The organism is Echinicola jeungdonensis, assembly GCF_030409905.1.
Classification (GTDB): domain Bacteria; phylum Bacteroidota; class Bacteroidia; order Cytophagales; family Cyclobacteriaceae; genus Echinicola; species Echinicola jeungdonensis.
The window spans coordinates 1469615-1485053 of the sequence record NZ_JAUFQT010000001.1 but is presented as its reverse complement, the minus strand read 5'-3'; the positions used below and the strand labels follow the sequence as shown (position 1 = coordinate 1485053).

General features: G+C 40.0%; 11 protein-coding genes. All 11 read left to right on the top strand.

Features of this window, described 5'->3' with window-relative positions:
* The first annotated feature begins 27 nt into the window (after positions 1–27).
* The 11 genes from pnuC (at position 28) to QWY93_RS06220 (ending at position 15356) form a co-directional block, all read left to right on the top strand.
* The gene (gene pnuC, locus QWY93_RS06270; RefSeq protein WP_290247318.1) at positions 28–684 is read left to right on the top strand and encodes a nicotinamide riboside transporter PnuC; all 657 of its coding nucleotides are present in this window, start codon (positions 28–30) and stop codon (positions 682–684) included.
* On the top strand, positions 632–1165 hold the full coding sequence (locus tag QWY93_RS06265) for an AAA family ATPase (RefSeq protein WP_290247317.1): 534 nt from the start codon (positions 632–634) through the stop codon (positions 1163–1165). The genes pnuC and QWY93_RS06265 overlap by 53 nt, the downstream gene beginning before the upstream one ends.
* A gap of 210 nt (positions 1166–1375) precedes the next feature.
* A complete protein-coding gene (locus tag QWY93_RS06260) occupies positions 1376–2020 on the top strand; it encodes an RNA polymerase sigma factor (protein WP_290247316.1) in 645 nt (214 codons plus the stop codon).
* A 44-nt stretch (positions 2021–2064) separates the two neighbouring features.
* Positions 2065–3075, top strand: a complete 1011-nt coding sequence (locus QWY93_RS06255; protein WP_290247315.1) for a FecR family protein — start codon at positions 2065–2067, stop codon at positions 3073–3075.
* 143 nt (positions 3076–3218) lie between these two features.
* Positions 3219–6524, top strand: coding sequence for a SusC/RagA family TonB-linked outer membrane protein (locus tag QWY93_RS06250; protein WP_290247314.1), 3306 nt, complete (start codon positions 3219–3221; stop codon positions 6522–6524).
* Positions 6525–6546: 22 nt separating this feature from the next.
* The gene (locus tag QWY93_RS06245) at positions 6547–8073 is read left to right on the top strand and encodes a RagB/SusD family nutrient uptake outer membrane protein (RefSeq protein ID WP_290247313.1); all 1527 of its coding nucleotides are present in this window, start codon (positions 6547–6549) and stop codon (positions 8071–8073) included.
* Positions 8074–8298: 225 nt separating this feature from the next.
* Positions 8299–11025, top strand: a complete 2727-nt coding sequence (locus tag QWY93_RS06240) for a glycoside hydrolase family 3 C-terminal domain-containing protein (protein ID WP_290247312.1) — start codon at positions 8299–8301, stop codon at positions 11023–11025.
* Positions 11026–11056: 31 nt separating this feature from the next.
* Positions 11057–11965 (top strand): 3-keto-disaccharide hydrolase, encoded by a 909-nt coding sequence (locus QWY93_RS06235; RefSeq protein ID WP_290247311.1) that lies wholly within the window; start codon positions 11057–11059, stop codon positions 11963–11965.
* A 286-nt stretch (positions 11966–12251) separates the two neighbouring features.
* Positions 12252–13310: a pectinesterase family protein gene (locus QWY93_RS06230; protein ID WP_290247310.1), complete on the top strand. Its 1059-nt coding sequence runs from the start codon at positions 12252–12254 to the stop codon at positions 13308–13310.
* A gap of 337 nt (positions 13311–13647) precedes the next feature.
* The gene (locus QWY93_RS06225) at positions 13648–14304 is read left to right on the top strand and encodes an RNA polymerase sigma factor (protein WP_290247308.1); all 657 of its coding nucleotides are present in this window, start codon (positions 13648–13650) and stop codon (positions 14302–14304) included.
* A gap of 23 nt (positions 14305–14327) precedes the next feature.
* Positions 14328–15356: a FecR family protein gene (locus QWY93_RS06220; RefSeq protein ID WP_290247306.1), complete on the top strand. Its 1029-nt coding sequence runs from the start codon at positions 14328–14330 to the stop codon at positions 15354–15356.
* The last annotated feature ends 83 nt before the right edge of the window (positions 15357–15439 follow it).

The following is a 15439-nucleotide window of genomic DNA, read 5'->3' as shown; positions in this document are numbered from 1 at the left end:
CCCCCATTTTTACCCTTATTTCGGGACATGGATTGGCAATGGGTAATGGATGGCCTGATTCGGGGCTTACAAAATATGACAATGCTGGAAGCCACAGCGGTTTTTTTTGGAGTGGCCAGTGTGTATTTTTCCATGAAGGAAAATATTCTGGTTTATCCAACCGGAATTATTAGTACCCTTATTTATGTCTGGATCTGCCTTGAGGTAAAATTATATGCTGATATGGGCATCAATGCCTATTATTTTTCCATGTCCATCTATGGCTGGTATGTTTGGACGCATCCCAAGGCCGGAAAGGATGTATTGCCAGTGACTTGGTTGAAGTGGCCAGGTTGGCTTTCCTCCATTGCCCTTTGGATGGTATCATATGCAGTTTTGTATTTTGTGCTTTCCCGTTTTACGGACAGTGATGTCCCTTATTGGGATTCTTTTACCACGTCAGTGGCTTTTGTTGGAATGTTTATGATGGCCAAAAAGAAAGTGGAAAACTGGATAGCTTGGATCATCACCGATTTGGTATCTGTTCCCCTTTATTTTTACAAAGGTTTGATATTAACCTCTTTCCAATTTTTGTTTTTTACGATACTGGCCGTCCTTGGTCTGATTGCCTGGATTAAATCTGCTAAAAAGTATGCCCGAGAAAGTGAAAAAAATAGTCATCATTGGACCCGAGTCAACGGGTAAAAGCACCCTTACCCAAACCCTTGCCCGTCATTTTGGTGAACCTTGGGTGGAGGAATATGCCCGGGAATATATAGAAAAATTGGACCGTCCTTACAGGTTTGAAGATTTGGTGGAGATTGCTCAAGGGCAAATAAAACTGGAAGAAGAAAAAGCCAATCAGGCCAATCAGTTTTTGTTTTGCGATACTGATCTTAATGTTATTAAGGTTTGGAGTGAGCATAAATATCAGAAATTGGATCCTTGGGTGGCAGAACAGTTGGAGCTAAGAACTTATGACCTTTACCTCCTTACAGATATTGACTTGCCCTGGGAAGATGACCCCCAACGGGAATACCCCGACCCTGAAATGCGGAAATATTTTTTTGATCAGTTTGAGGCCCTTTTATCCAAAACCAATGTTCCGGTTGTCAAGATTTCAGGAAATTGGGAGGAAAGACAACGTTTAGCTTTAAATGCCATTAAAGTTTTTTTTAACCAATAAGCCTAAAATATTTTTGATGGAGGATATTTATTGGTGTTTCTACAAAATAAATAATCTGTAAATTTGATTTTTGCAGCTTGATAGTTTTGATTTTTTTGGATACAGATAATCAGGAATGCAAAATTTTTTTTAAAAAAGTAAAATATACTGGGTGCTTTTACTCCCAAATTTTACTCATTATTGTAGGAAGTTGAGAAGACCAACTGATACATGAAGGAAACCCAAAATAAACCACAAGGACCAAACCCCAAGAGCAGGACATTGATGGAAAAACATCGCAGCCAAGTATTGTTGGTTTATACCAATAAAACAGATAGCGAGGTTTGGACTGCATTTAAGAAAGGGGAAGAGTCAGCCTTTAATTTTATCTACAGAAAGTATGTGCCAGGATTATACAATTATGGCTATCAATTGTGTAGAGACCAAGATCTGGTTAAAGATTGCGTGCAGACCATCTTTATTGATTTAAGGAAAAAGCGTTCGAAGTTGTCAGATGTAAGAAGCATCAAAGGCTATTTATATACCATTATGTACCGGGAATTGTTCAAGTTGATCAAAAGTAAAAAAGAGGATCCCTTCGAGCCAATCGAAGCGAATGACCGGTTTTTTCCAATCGAGGTTTCTCATGAGACAAAAATGATCAGGTCAGAGTTTACTGCAGAGCGAAAAAGGAAACTTGACAAAGCGCTCAATCAACTTCCGGTCCGTCAAAAGCAAGCATTATTGCTGCTTTACCATGAAGGCCTTTCTTATCAGGAAATTGCCGCTATCATGGAAATTAAAGAGGTCAAAACAGCTCGTAAACTGGTTTACCGGGCATTGGCCAGTATGAGGGAATATTTCAAAATTTCCTAAAAAGTGTTAAGTGATAATTATTTAAATGGCTTTGGCCATCTTATATGAAATACAAAGATTTCCATATTGAAGACTTCCTAAAGGATGAATTTTTCATCACCTGGGTCAAACAACCTGATGAGGAAACCGACCATTTTTGGAAAAGGTGGCTGGAAAACCATCCTGAAAAAAGGCAGGATGTTCTAGCGGCCAGCGAAATCATCCAGTCTATACATTATAAAGATGAAATGGATCTTACGGATCAGTTGTACACTGAAATGTATGAAAACATAGTGTCCAAGGATAGTGCAGAAAAAGTCAAAACAAGATCCATCAATTGGGGATTTTGGAAAAATATGGCTGCTGCTTTATTGTTAGGTGCCTGCTTGTACCTGGCCTATATAATGAAACCTGCAAAAAAGCAAAAGGAACCCCTAGCAGTAGAAATGATTACACGGGAAAACCCTGCAGGCCAAAAATCCACAATTACCCTCTCAGATGGCACCAAAGTGCATCTCAATGCCAAAAGTTCACTTACCTTCCCTGACCGTTTTAGCGATAGTGTCCGGAATGTTTCCCTGGAAGGAGAGGCCTTTTTTGATGTCACGGAAAATAAAAATAAGCCTTTTGTTATATCCACCGGTGACAACCTGATCAAAGTCTTAGGTACCACCTTTAATGTGAAAAAAGAAGAGGGCTTATCTGTGGCCCTGGTTACAGGGAAAGTTTCTGTAGAGGATGTCAGAGGAAACAAAATAGTCCTGGAGCCTAAGGAAATGGTGGTGAAGGATAAAGTAGGAAAGATCACTAAAACCACTTTTGACCCATTTGAAGTAATTGGATGGAAAGACAAGTACCTGGTTTTTAAGGATGATTCATTTGTGGAAATGAAAAGAAAACTAGAGAAATGGTATGGGGTAGATATCCAGGCCAAAGGTTTTTCCCAGAAGGATTGGTCCTACTCAGGGGTTTTTTATAAGGAAACTCTGGAAAACGTTCTGGAAGGAATCAGCATTACAAGCAATTTTGCCTATAAAATTGAAAAGAAAAAAGTCACCATTTATAACCCAAAATAATAAGCTATGAAAAGATTGAAATCAGATTCCAGTTAAGAGAAAGGCAGAAAAGAAACCTTTTCTGCCTTCAAGCCTTTGCCTCGATCGCCAAATCTGTCAAAGGCCAATTTTAAGTTTCTTCAACTCAAAATTTCTAACAAAGTATGGAAAAAAGAATACTTAGGCAAATCATTATGCTATCGAAATATTTCGTGTATGGCTTTACCATACAGCTGTTTTTTACAGCTGTACTGCTGGCCAACACAGGAAAAGCTCAAAGGGAGAGCATCCATCAGATTTCTGCATCCATCCAGGTGGAGAATAGAAACCTGGAAACCGTTCTTAAAGAGCTTGAAAAACAAACCCTGTTAAGATTCACCTATAATTCAAGTGTACTGGATGTAAAAAAGTTAAAGGTAGATTTAGACCAGGTGGATAAACCTCTTTCCGAGATTTTAGGTGATATATCACAACAAACCCATCTCAAGTTTGTCAGGATAAATGATAATATCCATGTCAGTAAAAGAGATTCAGGAGAAAGCCGGATCAATGAGTTTATGAATGAAGAGGAATGGATAGAAATTCGGGGGGTAGTCACTTCCGCAAAGGATAACAGTCCAATTCCAGGGGTAACCATCCGGATTAAAGAAAGTCAACGGGGAACAGTGACCGATGTGGATGGCAATTACTCCATCGAGGCGGCTCCTGGTCAAGTTCTGGTTTTCAGTTTTGTGGGTTATCAACCCAAAGAAGTAACTATTGCTAATCAATCCGTAATTGATATAGCTCTAGAAGAAGATTTACAATCCTTGGATGAGGTGGTAGTTGTAGGATATGGAACAATGAAAAAGAGCGATTTGACAGGTTCTATTTCCTCCATCAATAGCGAGGATTTTAATAAAGGGCCCCAATTAAGTACCCAACAATTGATTCAGGGGAAAATTGCCGGTGTCAACATTAGTAAAAACAGTGGGAAACCAGGAGGATCAAACACTGTCAGAATCAGGGGAGGAACTTCCATTACCGCCTCAAATGATCCACTTTATGTAATTGATGGCGTTCCCATTTCAACTTCTGGGGGGGTAAACCAAGCCAATATTGGCACAAGCTCCACCAATTTCTTTGATCAGGAACCCACTAACCCTCTAATGACTCTAAATCCTAATGATATTGAGTCGGTTATTGTACTTAAGGATGCGTCAGCAACAGCCATTTATGGATCCAGAGGGGCTAATGGGGTGATCATGATTACCACCAAAAAGGGCCGGGAAGGCAGAGCACAGGTTACTTATGACGTGTCTGGCGGATTTTCAAAGGTGGCTAATACCTTGGATGTGCTTTCAGCAGATCAATACAGGGAGACAATCAATGAATTGGGCCTTCCTCTTGACGATAAAGGTGCCAACACGAATTGGCAAGATGAGGTTTACAGAACTGCTTATCAGCAAAACCACTACCTTTCTCTAATGGGGGGAAGCGAAAAAACTACTTATCGCGCTTCCTTAGGTTTTGGAGATCAGCAGGGCATTATGCTGGGCTCTAGCTTGGAACAGGCAAATGCCAGGATCAATATCAACCATGAAGAATTAGAAGGAAAATTAGCTTTTGATTTTAGGTTAAATTATGGACAAAATACATCCAACCAATCACCAATTTCCAATACTGTTGGGAGTGAATTAGGATCCAGTTTGAATTATGAAGCATATGTTTTTAACCCTACTTATCCAGTGAGAGATGAAAATGGAAATTATTATCATGTACCTCCATTTAGGGTCAATCCTGTTTCTTTTTCAACTGATTTGATTGATGAAAGGATAAATAGGAGATTTATAGGAAATCTTTCGACTACTTACAAAATAATTGATCCATTAAGCTTCAAAGTTAATTTGGGTTATACCAGACAGGGAACGGACAGGAATTCCTTTATCAGTAAAAACAATCCGCTAGGACAAGGTTTTGGAGGATATACCAGCGTCCAAAAATTGGCTGACTTCTCAAAACTACTTGAAACTACTCTTAGTTTTAATGAAACTTATGGAGCAAGCACGATTGATGCTGTAGCAGGTTATTCCTACCAGTATTTTTTGGAAGAGGGAATAAGAAATACTGCAAGTGGATTTTTATCCGATGAGTTTAAGTGGTATAGCCTTGAAGCGGCAAGTACCATTTCCAGTGTATCCAGTTTTGTGGGAAGTAATACCCTGATCTCCATGTATGGAAGGGTAAACTATAACTATGACAACCGCTATTTCCTTACGGCAACAGTCCGCCGGGATGGTTCCAGCCGTTTTGGTGAGGGCAATAAATGGGGAGTTTTCCCTTCTGCTGCTGCCTCCTGGAGGGTCAGTCAGGAGGATTTCTTCAAAAGTGACTTTATTTCAGATTTGAAATTGAGGGCTAGTTATGGGGTGACAGGTAACCAGGAAATTGGTAACCTAAATTCCATAACCACTTTGGGAGCAAGTACACAAGGTTATTTGGTAGGCGGTGAAAGGATTACCATAGTTCTTCCCCAGCAATATGCCAATCCTGATTTGAAATGGGAAGAAACTTCCCAACTGGATATTGGCCTGAACTTTGGACTCTTTAACCACAGGGTTTATGGTAACATCGATTATTACCATAAAAAAACCCAGGATCTTCTGCTCCAAATAGCAGTTCCTTCCCCCTCCGTGATCAGTACTCAATTGGCCAATGTAGGAAGTGTTGAAAACAAAGGGGTTGAAATTGAATTGGGAGCTGATATCATGAATAAAGATGATTTTGGATGGAGTGCTAACCTGAATTTCAGTAGAAATAGAAATAAAGTACTTAGTCTTTCCAATAAAAATTGGAGTGGAGATGATATAAAAACCGCGCCACTGCAAGGTCAAGGCCTTTCTGGAATTTATGCACAATTGATCACCCCTGGAAAACCTATTGGAACTTTTTATGGGAAGGTATTCACTGGAATTGAAAATGGCGAAGAACAATTTGAGGCTGAAGAGCAGGTGATCGGAAATGCACAACCTGATTTTACCTATGGTATTAGTAACACCTTCAACTATAAAAATTGGAGTTTGGTGGCTAATATCAGGGGATCCGTTGGAAATGATGTCTTTAATCTTACCGGAAATAACTTGGGTTATATGAGTAATCTGCCCGGCCGAAATGTGTTTACCAGTGCGGTTACCAGTGGAGTAAGTAGGGACCAGCCAAAACAATTTTCTTCAAGGTGGATTGAAGATGGTTCATTTATGAGGCTGGATAATGTAACCTTAAGCTATGACTTTAACCTTGTTGATTCTTTCTTATCCAGGGCAAGAGTTTATTTGTCAGGCCAAAACTTGTTCTTGATTACCGGCTATTCAGGTTTGGATCCGGAGGTTAATTCAGATGTATCCGGATCAGGGGTGGCACCCTTGGGAATTGATTATTTGAGTTACCCAAAATCAAGAACCATCACCTTAGGTGCTAATATTTCATTCTAAAACCCAAAAAAGTAACTGAACGATGGAAACTAATTATAAAAGAATCTTTTTACTAGGGCTTTTGATCTTGGTATTAGGAGGATGTACGGATTTGGATGAAGAACTTTTCGGAAGGTTATCTCCAGACAATTATTACAGAACAGAAGAGGAAGCTTTGTCCTCTGTTGTGGGAGTTTATCAAAGTCTTTCCAGGGTAGCAGATGTGGGTGACGCTTGGAGAATTTCTGAGTTTGGAACTGATGAGTTTTTTGTTCCCGGCAGAGCAAGTGGAGGATGGTTTGATGAATATAATATGGAAATCATGCGTCATGAAGTAACCCCGCAAAACTCTGCTTCTGCCAGGGCTTGGAGTTGGTATATTTTCCCGGCCATAGGAAGGGCAAATGCTGTAATACAAAGTTTGGAGGACTCCCCAAACAGTGACCAATTACAAACCTTAATTGCGGAGACAAGGGCTTTGAGGGCTTATGCTTATTTCTATGCGATGGATTTTTGGGGAAATGTCCCGATTTTTACTGAGGCAAGGGTAGATCCTGAAAATCTTCCAACCACCAATACCCGGCAAGAAGTATTTGACTTTGTTGTTTCTGAAATGGAAGCAGCTGCTGAAGTAATGCCTTCGGTTAATGATGTTGACAGGTCCAGTTATTATCCCAGGTTTACCAAAGAAGCTGTTTATGCAGCCTTAGCCACAATTTATCTAAATGGAGAAGTATATACTGGAACACCGCATTGGGAGGATGCTTTGGCCAATGCAGAGCGTGTGATTAATAGTGGGGCGTTCTCTTTAGAGGAAAGGGTTCAAGATTGTTTTTTGGCAACAAATGAATCTAACTCCCCGGAAATTATTGTTGGATTCTCTATTGACCCCAATAGAAATGCAGGGGCCAATCAGTTTATTCTTTATACCCAACATGCACTAACCAAAGAAAAATATGATCTTCCTTTTACGCCAGCAAATGGGTATAGTACTGGACCTATTGCACTCAATCGATATGAGGATAGGGACGAGCGAAAAGCAATGATCGAGCATGGACCTCAATACTATTCAAATGGGGAACCCATGTTGTTAGCTAATGGTGAGCAGTTGGAATTAATTCCCATTCAAGACATGACTGCAGCAGAGGACAATGAAGGCTTTAAAGTTTTGAAATATTCTCCTGAAGGTGTTTCTTGGTCTGGTTTCAATGCTGATAATGATTTTGTCTTGATCAGATATTCAGACATGCTTTTGATAAAAGCAGAATGTTTGTTCAGATTGGGTAATCATGGAGAGGCTTTGAATTTGGTCAATCAGGTGAGGGAAAGAAGTAATGCCACTTTGCTTTCCAGTTTGACCTTGGATGATATTGAAGATGAAAGGGCCAGGGAATTTCTATGGGAAGGCCACAGAAGGAGGGATATGATCCGTTTTGGGTCTTATTTCACCGATACTTTTGGTATCAAAACTGGAGTTACTGAGGAATGGAGAGGTATTTATCCCATTCCAGCCGAACAAATTGTGGCAAACCCTATGCTTGATCAAAATCCAAATTATCCAAATCAATAAGCCCAGGTACAAAAATTGAATAAAATGAAAATAATAATTATTTAATTTACCCCTAATTGTTTCTTGTGAAATTGAAACTCGAGAAGGAGCTGCTTTTGCAGTTCCTTTTTTTAATTGAGGAAAATACGTAAAAATATAAGCGAAAAAGTGGATCCAAAATCTATTTTTGATTCGGGATCATTTATATTTCGTGCTAATTAACAATTAAAAACCCCATAATCTAAAATGAAACTCGTTTATTATTCCGTTTTGGAGGCAGATTCTCTTGAGGATGTGCAAAAAAGAGAATTCAAATTCTTTCCATTTCCGTTACTACTTTTATTGGCCTTTTTGTTAACCAACGTTTCCGTTTCCATTGCCCAGGACGCAGAGCCGGATTTTTCCTTTTTGGACACCTCAAAACCATTTCAGGAAAGGGTGGATATTCTTGTTGACCAGATGACCTTATCAGAAAAGGTCAGCCAACTGATGAATGATGCTCAGGCCATACCCAGATTGAAGGTCCCACAATATAATTGGTGGAATGAATGCCTGCATGGAGTTGCCAGGGCTGGTTATGCCACCGTTTTTCCCCAATCTATTACCGTGGCGGCCTCATTTGATAAAGCTTTGATGGGAGAGATTGGCACTGTGGTCTCAGATGAAGCCAGGGCTAAGCACCATGAATTTGTAAGAAATAATAAAAGAGGGATCTATACAGGTCTGGATTTTTGGTCGCCAAATATCAATATTTTCAGGGATCCCCGATGGGGAAGGGGCCATGAAACTTATGGAGAGGACCCTTATTTGACAGGGGAATTGGCCTCTCAATTTATTATTGGCCTTCAGGGCAATGATGAAAAATACCTGAAAACAATTGCTACCAGCAAACATTTTGCAGTGCATTCCGGGCCGGAGCCATTGCGACACTCTTTTGATGTTGATGTAAGTGACCGGGATTTGTACGAAACCTATTTCCCTGCTTTTAGAAAAACGGTAAAAGACGCCGGGGTTTATTCCGTGATGGGAGCTTACAATCGCTTCAGAGGGGAATCCTGCAGTGGACATGATTTCCTGCTCAATCAGGTTTTGAGGGGTGATTGGGGCTTTGATGGTTATGTGGTTTCGGATTGCGGGGCCATCCGCGATATCCACACAGGACATAACCTGGCTTCCAGTGAGCAGGAAGCCGCTGCCATAGGGATTAAAGGTGGTTGCGACCTTAATTGTGGAGGCTATTATGCTTATTTGATGGAGGCCGTTGAAGAGGGCTTGGTTACTGAGGAAGTGATCAATACGGCAGTTAAAAGGATGTTTTTGGCCAGGTTCAGGTTGGGAATGTTTGATCCTGCAGAGGAGGTTGAGTTTGCCCAAATTCCAACTGGAATTGTTTGCTCAGATGCCCATAATACACTGGCGAGAAAGGCAGCCCAGGAAAGTATGGTTTTGTTGAAAAACAAAAATAACCTTTTGCCCTTATCCAAAGAAAAGCTAAAACGAATTGCCGTTATTGGACCCAATGCAGATAATGAAGAATCCCTATTGGGCAATTACCATGGTACCCCAAAAAATCCGGTGACTTTTCTTGAGGGGATCAAAAATAAAATTGGGCCAAAAGTGGAAGTGGTTTATGCGGAAGGAGCCCATTTGGCAGAAGGTGTGCATAATTTGAAACCCATTCCATCTGCTTATTTCCAAACCGAGGATGGTAAACAGGGGCTAAAAGCTCAATACTTTAATAATACCAAATGGGAGGGGGAGCCTGTCTTGGAGAGAATTGATGATCAAATCAATTTTTCCTGGCAGCATCAACCAATCTCGAAGGAATTAATTGATAATTTTTCTATCAGGTGGGAAGGCTACCTTGTCCCTCATTCTAATGGGGATTTTGAATTGGCTGTTTTTTCCAAAAGGGGAATGAAGCTTTTGATAGATGGAAAAGAAATTTCCAATGGAAAAGGTTCTGTCCATGAAGGCCGTTATGCTACCGGAAAACTTCATTTAGAAAAAGGGGAAAAGTATAAAATTACCGTTGAGTACCATAGTGATGAAAGTAATGCCCTGGCCAAGCTTTTGTGGGCCAGAACCGATGAGAACAAGGTACAGGAAGCCGTCCAATTGACTGAAAAATCAGATGTAGCCATCGTAGTTTTAGGCCTATCCCAAAGGCTGGAAGGGGAAAGTATGGATGTTGCTGCAGAAGGATTTGAAGGCGGCGACAGGATTTCCATAGGGCTTCCCAAGCAACAGGAAGAGTTGTTAAAAGCCATTCAGCAAACGGGAAAACCTATTATTTTGGTATTAAACGCAGGTAGTGCCCTGGCAATAAACTGGGCCAAGGATAATGTGGAAGCCATTTTAAGTGCTGGTTATCCCGGCGAGGAAGGGGGCAATGCCCTGGCTGATGTGATTTTTGGAGATTACAATCCTGGAGGCAGACTTCCGATAACTTATTATCAGTCTGTTGATGATTTGCCTCCTTTTGAGGATTATGATATGGAGGGTAGAACCTATCGTTATTTTGGCGGCCAGCCCTTGTATCCATTTGGTTATGGGTTGAGCTATACTGAATTTGAATATTCAGATTTGAAATTACCTGCTGCAATTGAAGCAGGAGAAGAATTAAAGGTGAGTGTAAGCGTGAAGAACGTTGGAGAAAGGGATGGTGATGAAGTTGTTCAACTGTATTTGAGGGATGTGAAAGGCTCCACTCTCAGGCCACTTCGGCAATTGGAGGGATTTGAAAGGATTCACCTTGAACCGGGCCAAAGTCAGGAAGTTGAATTTACCTTAACACCAAGACAGCTTTCCATGATCAATAAGCAATCCAAAAGGGTGATTGAAAATGGAACTTTTGAAATATATGTAGGGGGCGAGCAGCCAGGATTTACCGGTACCCTTGATGCAACCACAACAGAAGTCCTCAAGGGTCAATTTAAAGTGAATAAAAGTCTTGTAATTGAGGATCTTTAGATAATCCTTACCAAAAGAAAAAAATATTACCATGATAAATTTATTTGCAATTTTGATGGCGTTCCTGATCATAGGGCCTGGAAATGGAAAAAATAAAACGGAATCCAACCGTAAATATTCTCCTGTTTATGAGGAGAATTGGGAGCAGCTATTGGACAAAAACCTAAGCAAATGGGATAAATTTATGGGGGTACCCCATCATTCTGTTCCATTAGAAGGAGTTGAAAAGGGAGATGGAAAAAATGGAAAACCATTGGGACTGAACAATGATCCCTTGAATGTCTTTTCAGTCAAAATGGACAATGGCCAGCCAATCCTAAAAGTTACCGGTGAAATTTATGGTGGCCTTAGCACCAAAAAAGAATATGAAAACTATCACCTTAGCTTAAAATTTAAATGGGGAACGGAAAAATATGCTCCCCGTTTGGAAGACAAAAGGGATAGTGGAATCCTTTACCATTGTCAGGAACCCCATGGCCAGTTTTGGAATGTGTGGATGAGGGCACCCGAAATGCAGGTTCAGGAATCGGATTGTGGAGATTTCCACCCACTGGCAGGCGTTAGCATGGATATTAAAGCAGTTCCCTTTACAGAAAATGGGGATGAATTTTGGAAATATGATCCCCAGGGAAAAACCATGACCTTCAAAAGCGATGCGAAATATAGAAGATGCCGAAAGAGCCATAACTATGAAAAGCCCAATGGAAAATGGAATCATTTGGAGTTGATTTGTATCGGAGAGGAAGCTTATCATATCGTCAATGGCAAAGTGGTGATGGTGTTGAAAAATTCGAAGCAATATCCTGAAGGAAGCCAAGGAGTCACTTTGACAAAAGGGAAAATTCAACTACAATCAGAAGGAGCAGAATTGTATTACAAGGAAATTAAAATCAGAACGGTAAATGAGTTGCCCAGGGAATTTGCGAAGCAGCTGAAATGACCGGTGTCGGGGTATGCCCGTCCACGGACGACCGTCGACTGTCAACCCTGGACCGTGGACAATTTAAATCTTGGCTCTTTAAAAAATAATTAAAACCAATTGGGGGCATTTTAGTAGAAAAGCCCCTCTTTATTATAGAGGATGAGTAAAAAACCGGTTTTTAATCCCTTAGGATAAAAAAGAAGAATTATTCATCTAATAATTGAGGGTTTATTGCTAACATAGATTTCTCCTTCGTTTGAAGGAGGAATCTTTTTTGTTTTAAGGAAATAAAATGAAAGACATTATGAAAGGTTTAACTTTTGGTTTTTTATTTAAGGGCCAATATCTGTTATTAGGTTTACTGATAATTTTAAGTAATTCAGTTTTAGCTCAGGATGTTAACAATTATCCCAAGGATGGAAAAATCAAAAACCTAAAAGGAAGGGTTCAGGAGGATATTGTTGTAGCCAAGGACGGTACAGGGGATTTTCTTTATTTGGCAGATGCCATAGAAGCTATCCGGGTGTTTTTGCCAGAGCCAATTACGGTTTACATCAAAGAAGGGGTTTACAGGGAAAAGCTAGAGATTCCTGCAACGGTTACGAATGTGACCTTTAAAGGGGAGGGACCTGAAAAGACCAAAATAGTGTATGATGACTTTTCCGGTAAGGGCAAAATAGGAACCTTTGAATCTTACACGCTGAAGGTTTCCGGGAATACATTGACTTTTAAAGACCTGACCATTGAAAACTCAGCAGGATCTGTTGGGCAAGCAGTGGCCTTGCATGCAGATGGGGATCGATTGGTTTTTGAAAACTGCAATTTTAAGGGAAATCAGGATACCATGTTTGCCTCAGGGGAAAACCAAAGACAATACTATAAAAATTGCTATATCGAGGGGACTACGGATTTTATTTTTGGATCGGGTACGGCATTATTCGAAAACTGCGAGATTCATTCCAAGAGCAATAGCTATATCACTGCCGCTTCGACACCAAAATGGGTGAAACAAGGCTATGTTTTTAAAGATTGTAAGTTGACCGCTGCCGAAGGAGTGGACAAAGTATATTTGGGAAGGCCATGGAGAGCCCATGCCAAAACTGTTTTTATCAATTGTGAAATGGGGTCACACATTGCTGAAGAAAGGTGGCATAATTGGGGCAATCCGGAAAATGAGAAAACGGTTTTTTATGCAGAAGGAGGATCAATAGGTCCTGGAGCTGATGCATCAAACAGTGTGGATTGGGCTGTGCAATTAGATAAGCAAGAAAACAATCAGTATTCAATCGATAAAATCTTTGAGGGCCTAACGGATCAATTAGATACAAAAGGTGAAGAATGGTATGGGATAGTTATGGAGTGATGTAGCGATTGGGGAAGTCATTTTTTTTGAAATTCCCAGGCATTTTAAGGTAATCCAATCAGGTTTTTAAACTTTAATGCTAAAGTTCCTGGAGACACAAAGCAAGCATGATAGATATATATCATGCTTGCTTTTTTGTTTTAATTCATTGGTAAATAGATTGTTGTAAATTTGTTCGGTTGTTTTAAAACTAGCGAGTTAAGGAGTGAAAAAAATGAGATTTTCAGCGTATTAAAATTAAATTGTCCTTTTTGTGAAAAAATACAAAATTTTTTGGGGTCATTTTGGGTGATATGCACGTCGCTATTATAGAAAGGAAGAGTTTTGCAGAATAACAATGATGAAAGAACCCAGAAATAACCGTCTGCATCTTTCCAAAAATGGTAAAGAGGTGGAGCATTTCCATGATCGTAAAATTCTGATGGTATATGCTGAAAAATCTGATTTCGAAGTATGGAGTGCTTTTAAGCTTGGAGACGAAGCAGCATTCAATTACATCTACAGGCAATATATGAATGCCCTGTACAATTATGCCTATCAGGTTTCTAGGGATCAGGATTTAGCCAGAGATGCCATTCATACCCTTTTTATCAAAATTAGAAGGAAAAGGAAAGAGCTGCCTGAGGTGCATAATATCAAAGCCTACCTGATGAAAATCATCTATAGGCTTATTTTGGATGCTTTAAAGCAAAAGCAGAAAAGTCATCCGCTAATTGAAAATCCACATGATAATCTCTTCCCGGTAGAATTGTCTCCTGAATCCCAAATGATAAATCAGGAAGTATCAGAGGAAAAGAGGTCCAAGCTGGAAGATGCATTGAACCAGCTTTCAAAAAGGCAAAGGGAAGCCCTCCTTTTGATGTACAGGGAAGAACTATCCTACAAGGAAATTGCAGAAATCCTGGAACTTGAACATGTAAAATCAGCCCGGAAACTTATTTACAGGGCAGTTGCTAAAATGAGGGCAATTTTGGTGACCGACAAAAATAGCTGAGGGCTGTTGATAGAATTTGAGTTATGAAAAAATATAGTGAATTTGAAATAGAGGATTTCCTCGTCGATGAATTTTTTGTAAGGTGGGCCAAATCTTCCAATAAGGAAGAGGAACACTTTTGGCAAAGATGGATGGAAAACAATCCCGAAAAGAGAGGGACTGTAATGGAGGCTTTTTATATCATCAATTCGCTGAATTATAAAGATGAACTAAAAGTCAGTGATCAGGAGCATATTGATTTGTTTGAATCTATCCTGAGTCATGACCTGGAGGAAGATGAAAAGGAACCAAAAGGCAGAAAGCAAAGAAATGTTTTCTTGGCATTGAGACGGATTGCAGCGGTGATTTTGGTGTTTTTTTGTGCCTATTTTGGATTTAAAACCATGTTTCCCTCCTCAAAAGGGACTCCGGAGAAAGTGGAACAAATTGTTAAGGTCAATCCGGCTGGACAAAAATCACAAATGAAGCTAAGTGATGGAACTATTGTCCACCTGAATTCTGAAAGTAAACTTACCTTTCCCAAGAAATTCAACGACTCCATCAGGTATGTAGCCCTGGAAGGAGAGGCATTTTTTGAGGTAGAAGAAAACAAGGAGAAACCATTTATTGTCCAGGTGGATGGAATTGAAATCAAAGTTTTGGGTACTTCCTTTAATGTGAAGAAGGAAGAGGAAGTATCGGTGGCCCTTGTTTCAGGAAAGGTGGCAGTTAAAGATACCAAAGGAAAAGAAGTTTTATTATCACCCAATGAAATGGTCACTTATCAAAAAGACGGAGAGTATTCCAAATCCGGATTTGACCCTTTTGAGACCATTGGCTGGAAAGACAAATATTTGGTTTTCCGTGGGGATGATTTTTTAGAGGTGAAACGAAAACTGGAAAAATGGTATGGTGTTGAAATAATCCGGGAACGACCCCTTCAAAAAGATTGGTCCTATACTGGGCAGTATTACCATGAAACCCTAGAGCGGGTTTTGGAAGGAATCAGTGCAACTTCTGAGTTTGAATATAAAATCGATAAAAATCAAGTAATTATCAATCCAAACCCTTAATAAACCATGAAATATATAGAAACCCCTAATTCAACCTAAGTGCGGAAGGCAGCGGGTTAAGCTGCCTTCCCAGTCTTTGTGTC

Coding starts and splice junctions, on each gene's coding strand:
- pnuC (WP_290247318.1), top strand. CDS start 28: ATGGATTGGCAATGGGTAATGGATGGCCTGATTCGGGGCTTACAAAAT.
- QWY93_RS06265 (WP_290247317.1), top strand. CDS start 632: ATGCCCGAGAAAGTGAAAAAAATAGTCATCATTGGACCCGAGTCAACG.
- QWY93_RS06260 (WP_290247316.1), top strand. CDS start 1,376: ATGAAGGAAACCCAAAATAAACCACAAGGACCAAACCCCAAGAGCAGG.
- QWY93_RS06255 (WP_290247315.1), top strand. CDS start 2,065: ATGAAATACAAAGATTTCCATATTGAAGACTTCCTAAAGGATGAATTT.
- QWY93_RS06250 (WP_290247314.1), top strand. CDS start 3,219: ATGGAAAAAAGAATACTTAGGCAAATCATTATGCTATCGAAATATTTC.
- QWY93_RS06245 (WP_290247313.1), top strand. CDS start 6,547: ATGGAAACTAATTATAAAAGAATCTTTTTACTAGGGCTTTTGATCTTG.
- QWY93_RS06240 (WP_290247312.1), top strand. CDS start 8,299: ATGAAACTCGTTTATTATTCCGTTTTGGAGGCAGATTCTCTTGAGGAT.
- QWY93_RS06235 (WP_290247311.1), top strand. CDS start 11,057: ATGATAAATTTATTTGCAATTTTGATGGCGTTCCTGATCATAGGGCCT.
- QWY93_RS06230 (WP_290247310.1), top strand. CDS start 12,252: ATGAAAGGTTTAACTTTTGGTTTTTTATTTAAGGGCCAATATCTGTTA.
- QWY93_RS06225 (WP_290247308.1), top strand. CDS start 13,648: ATGATGAAAGAACCCAGAAATAACCGTCTGCATCTTTCCAAAAATGGT.
- QWY93_RS06220 (WP_290247306.1), top strand. CDS start 14,328: ATGAAAAAATATAGTGAATTTGAAATAGAGGATTTCCTCGTCGATGAA.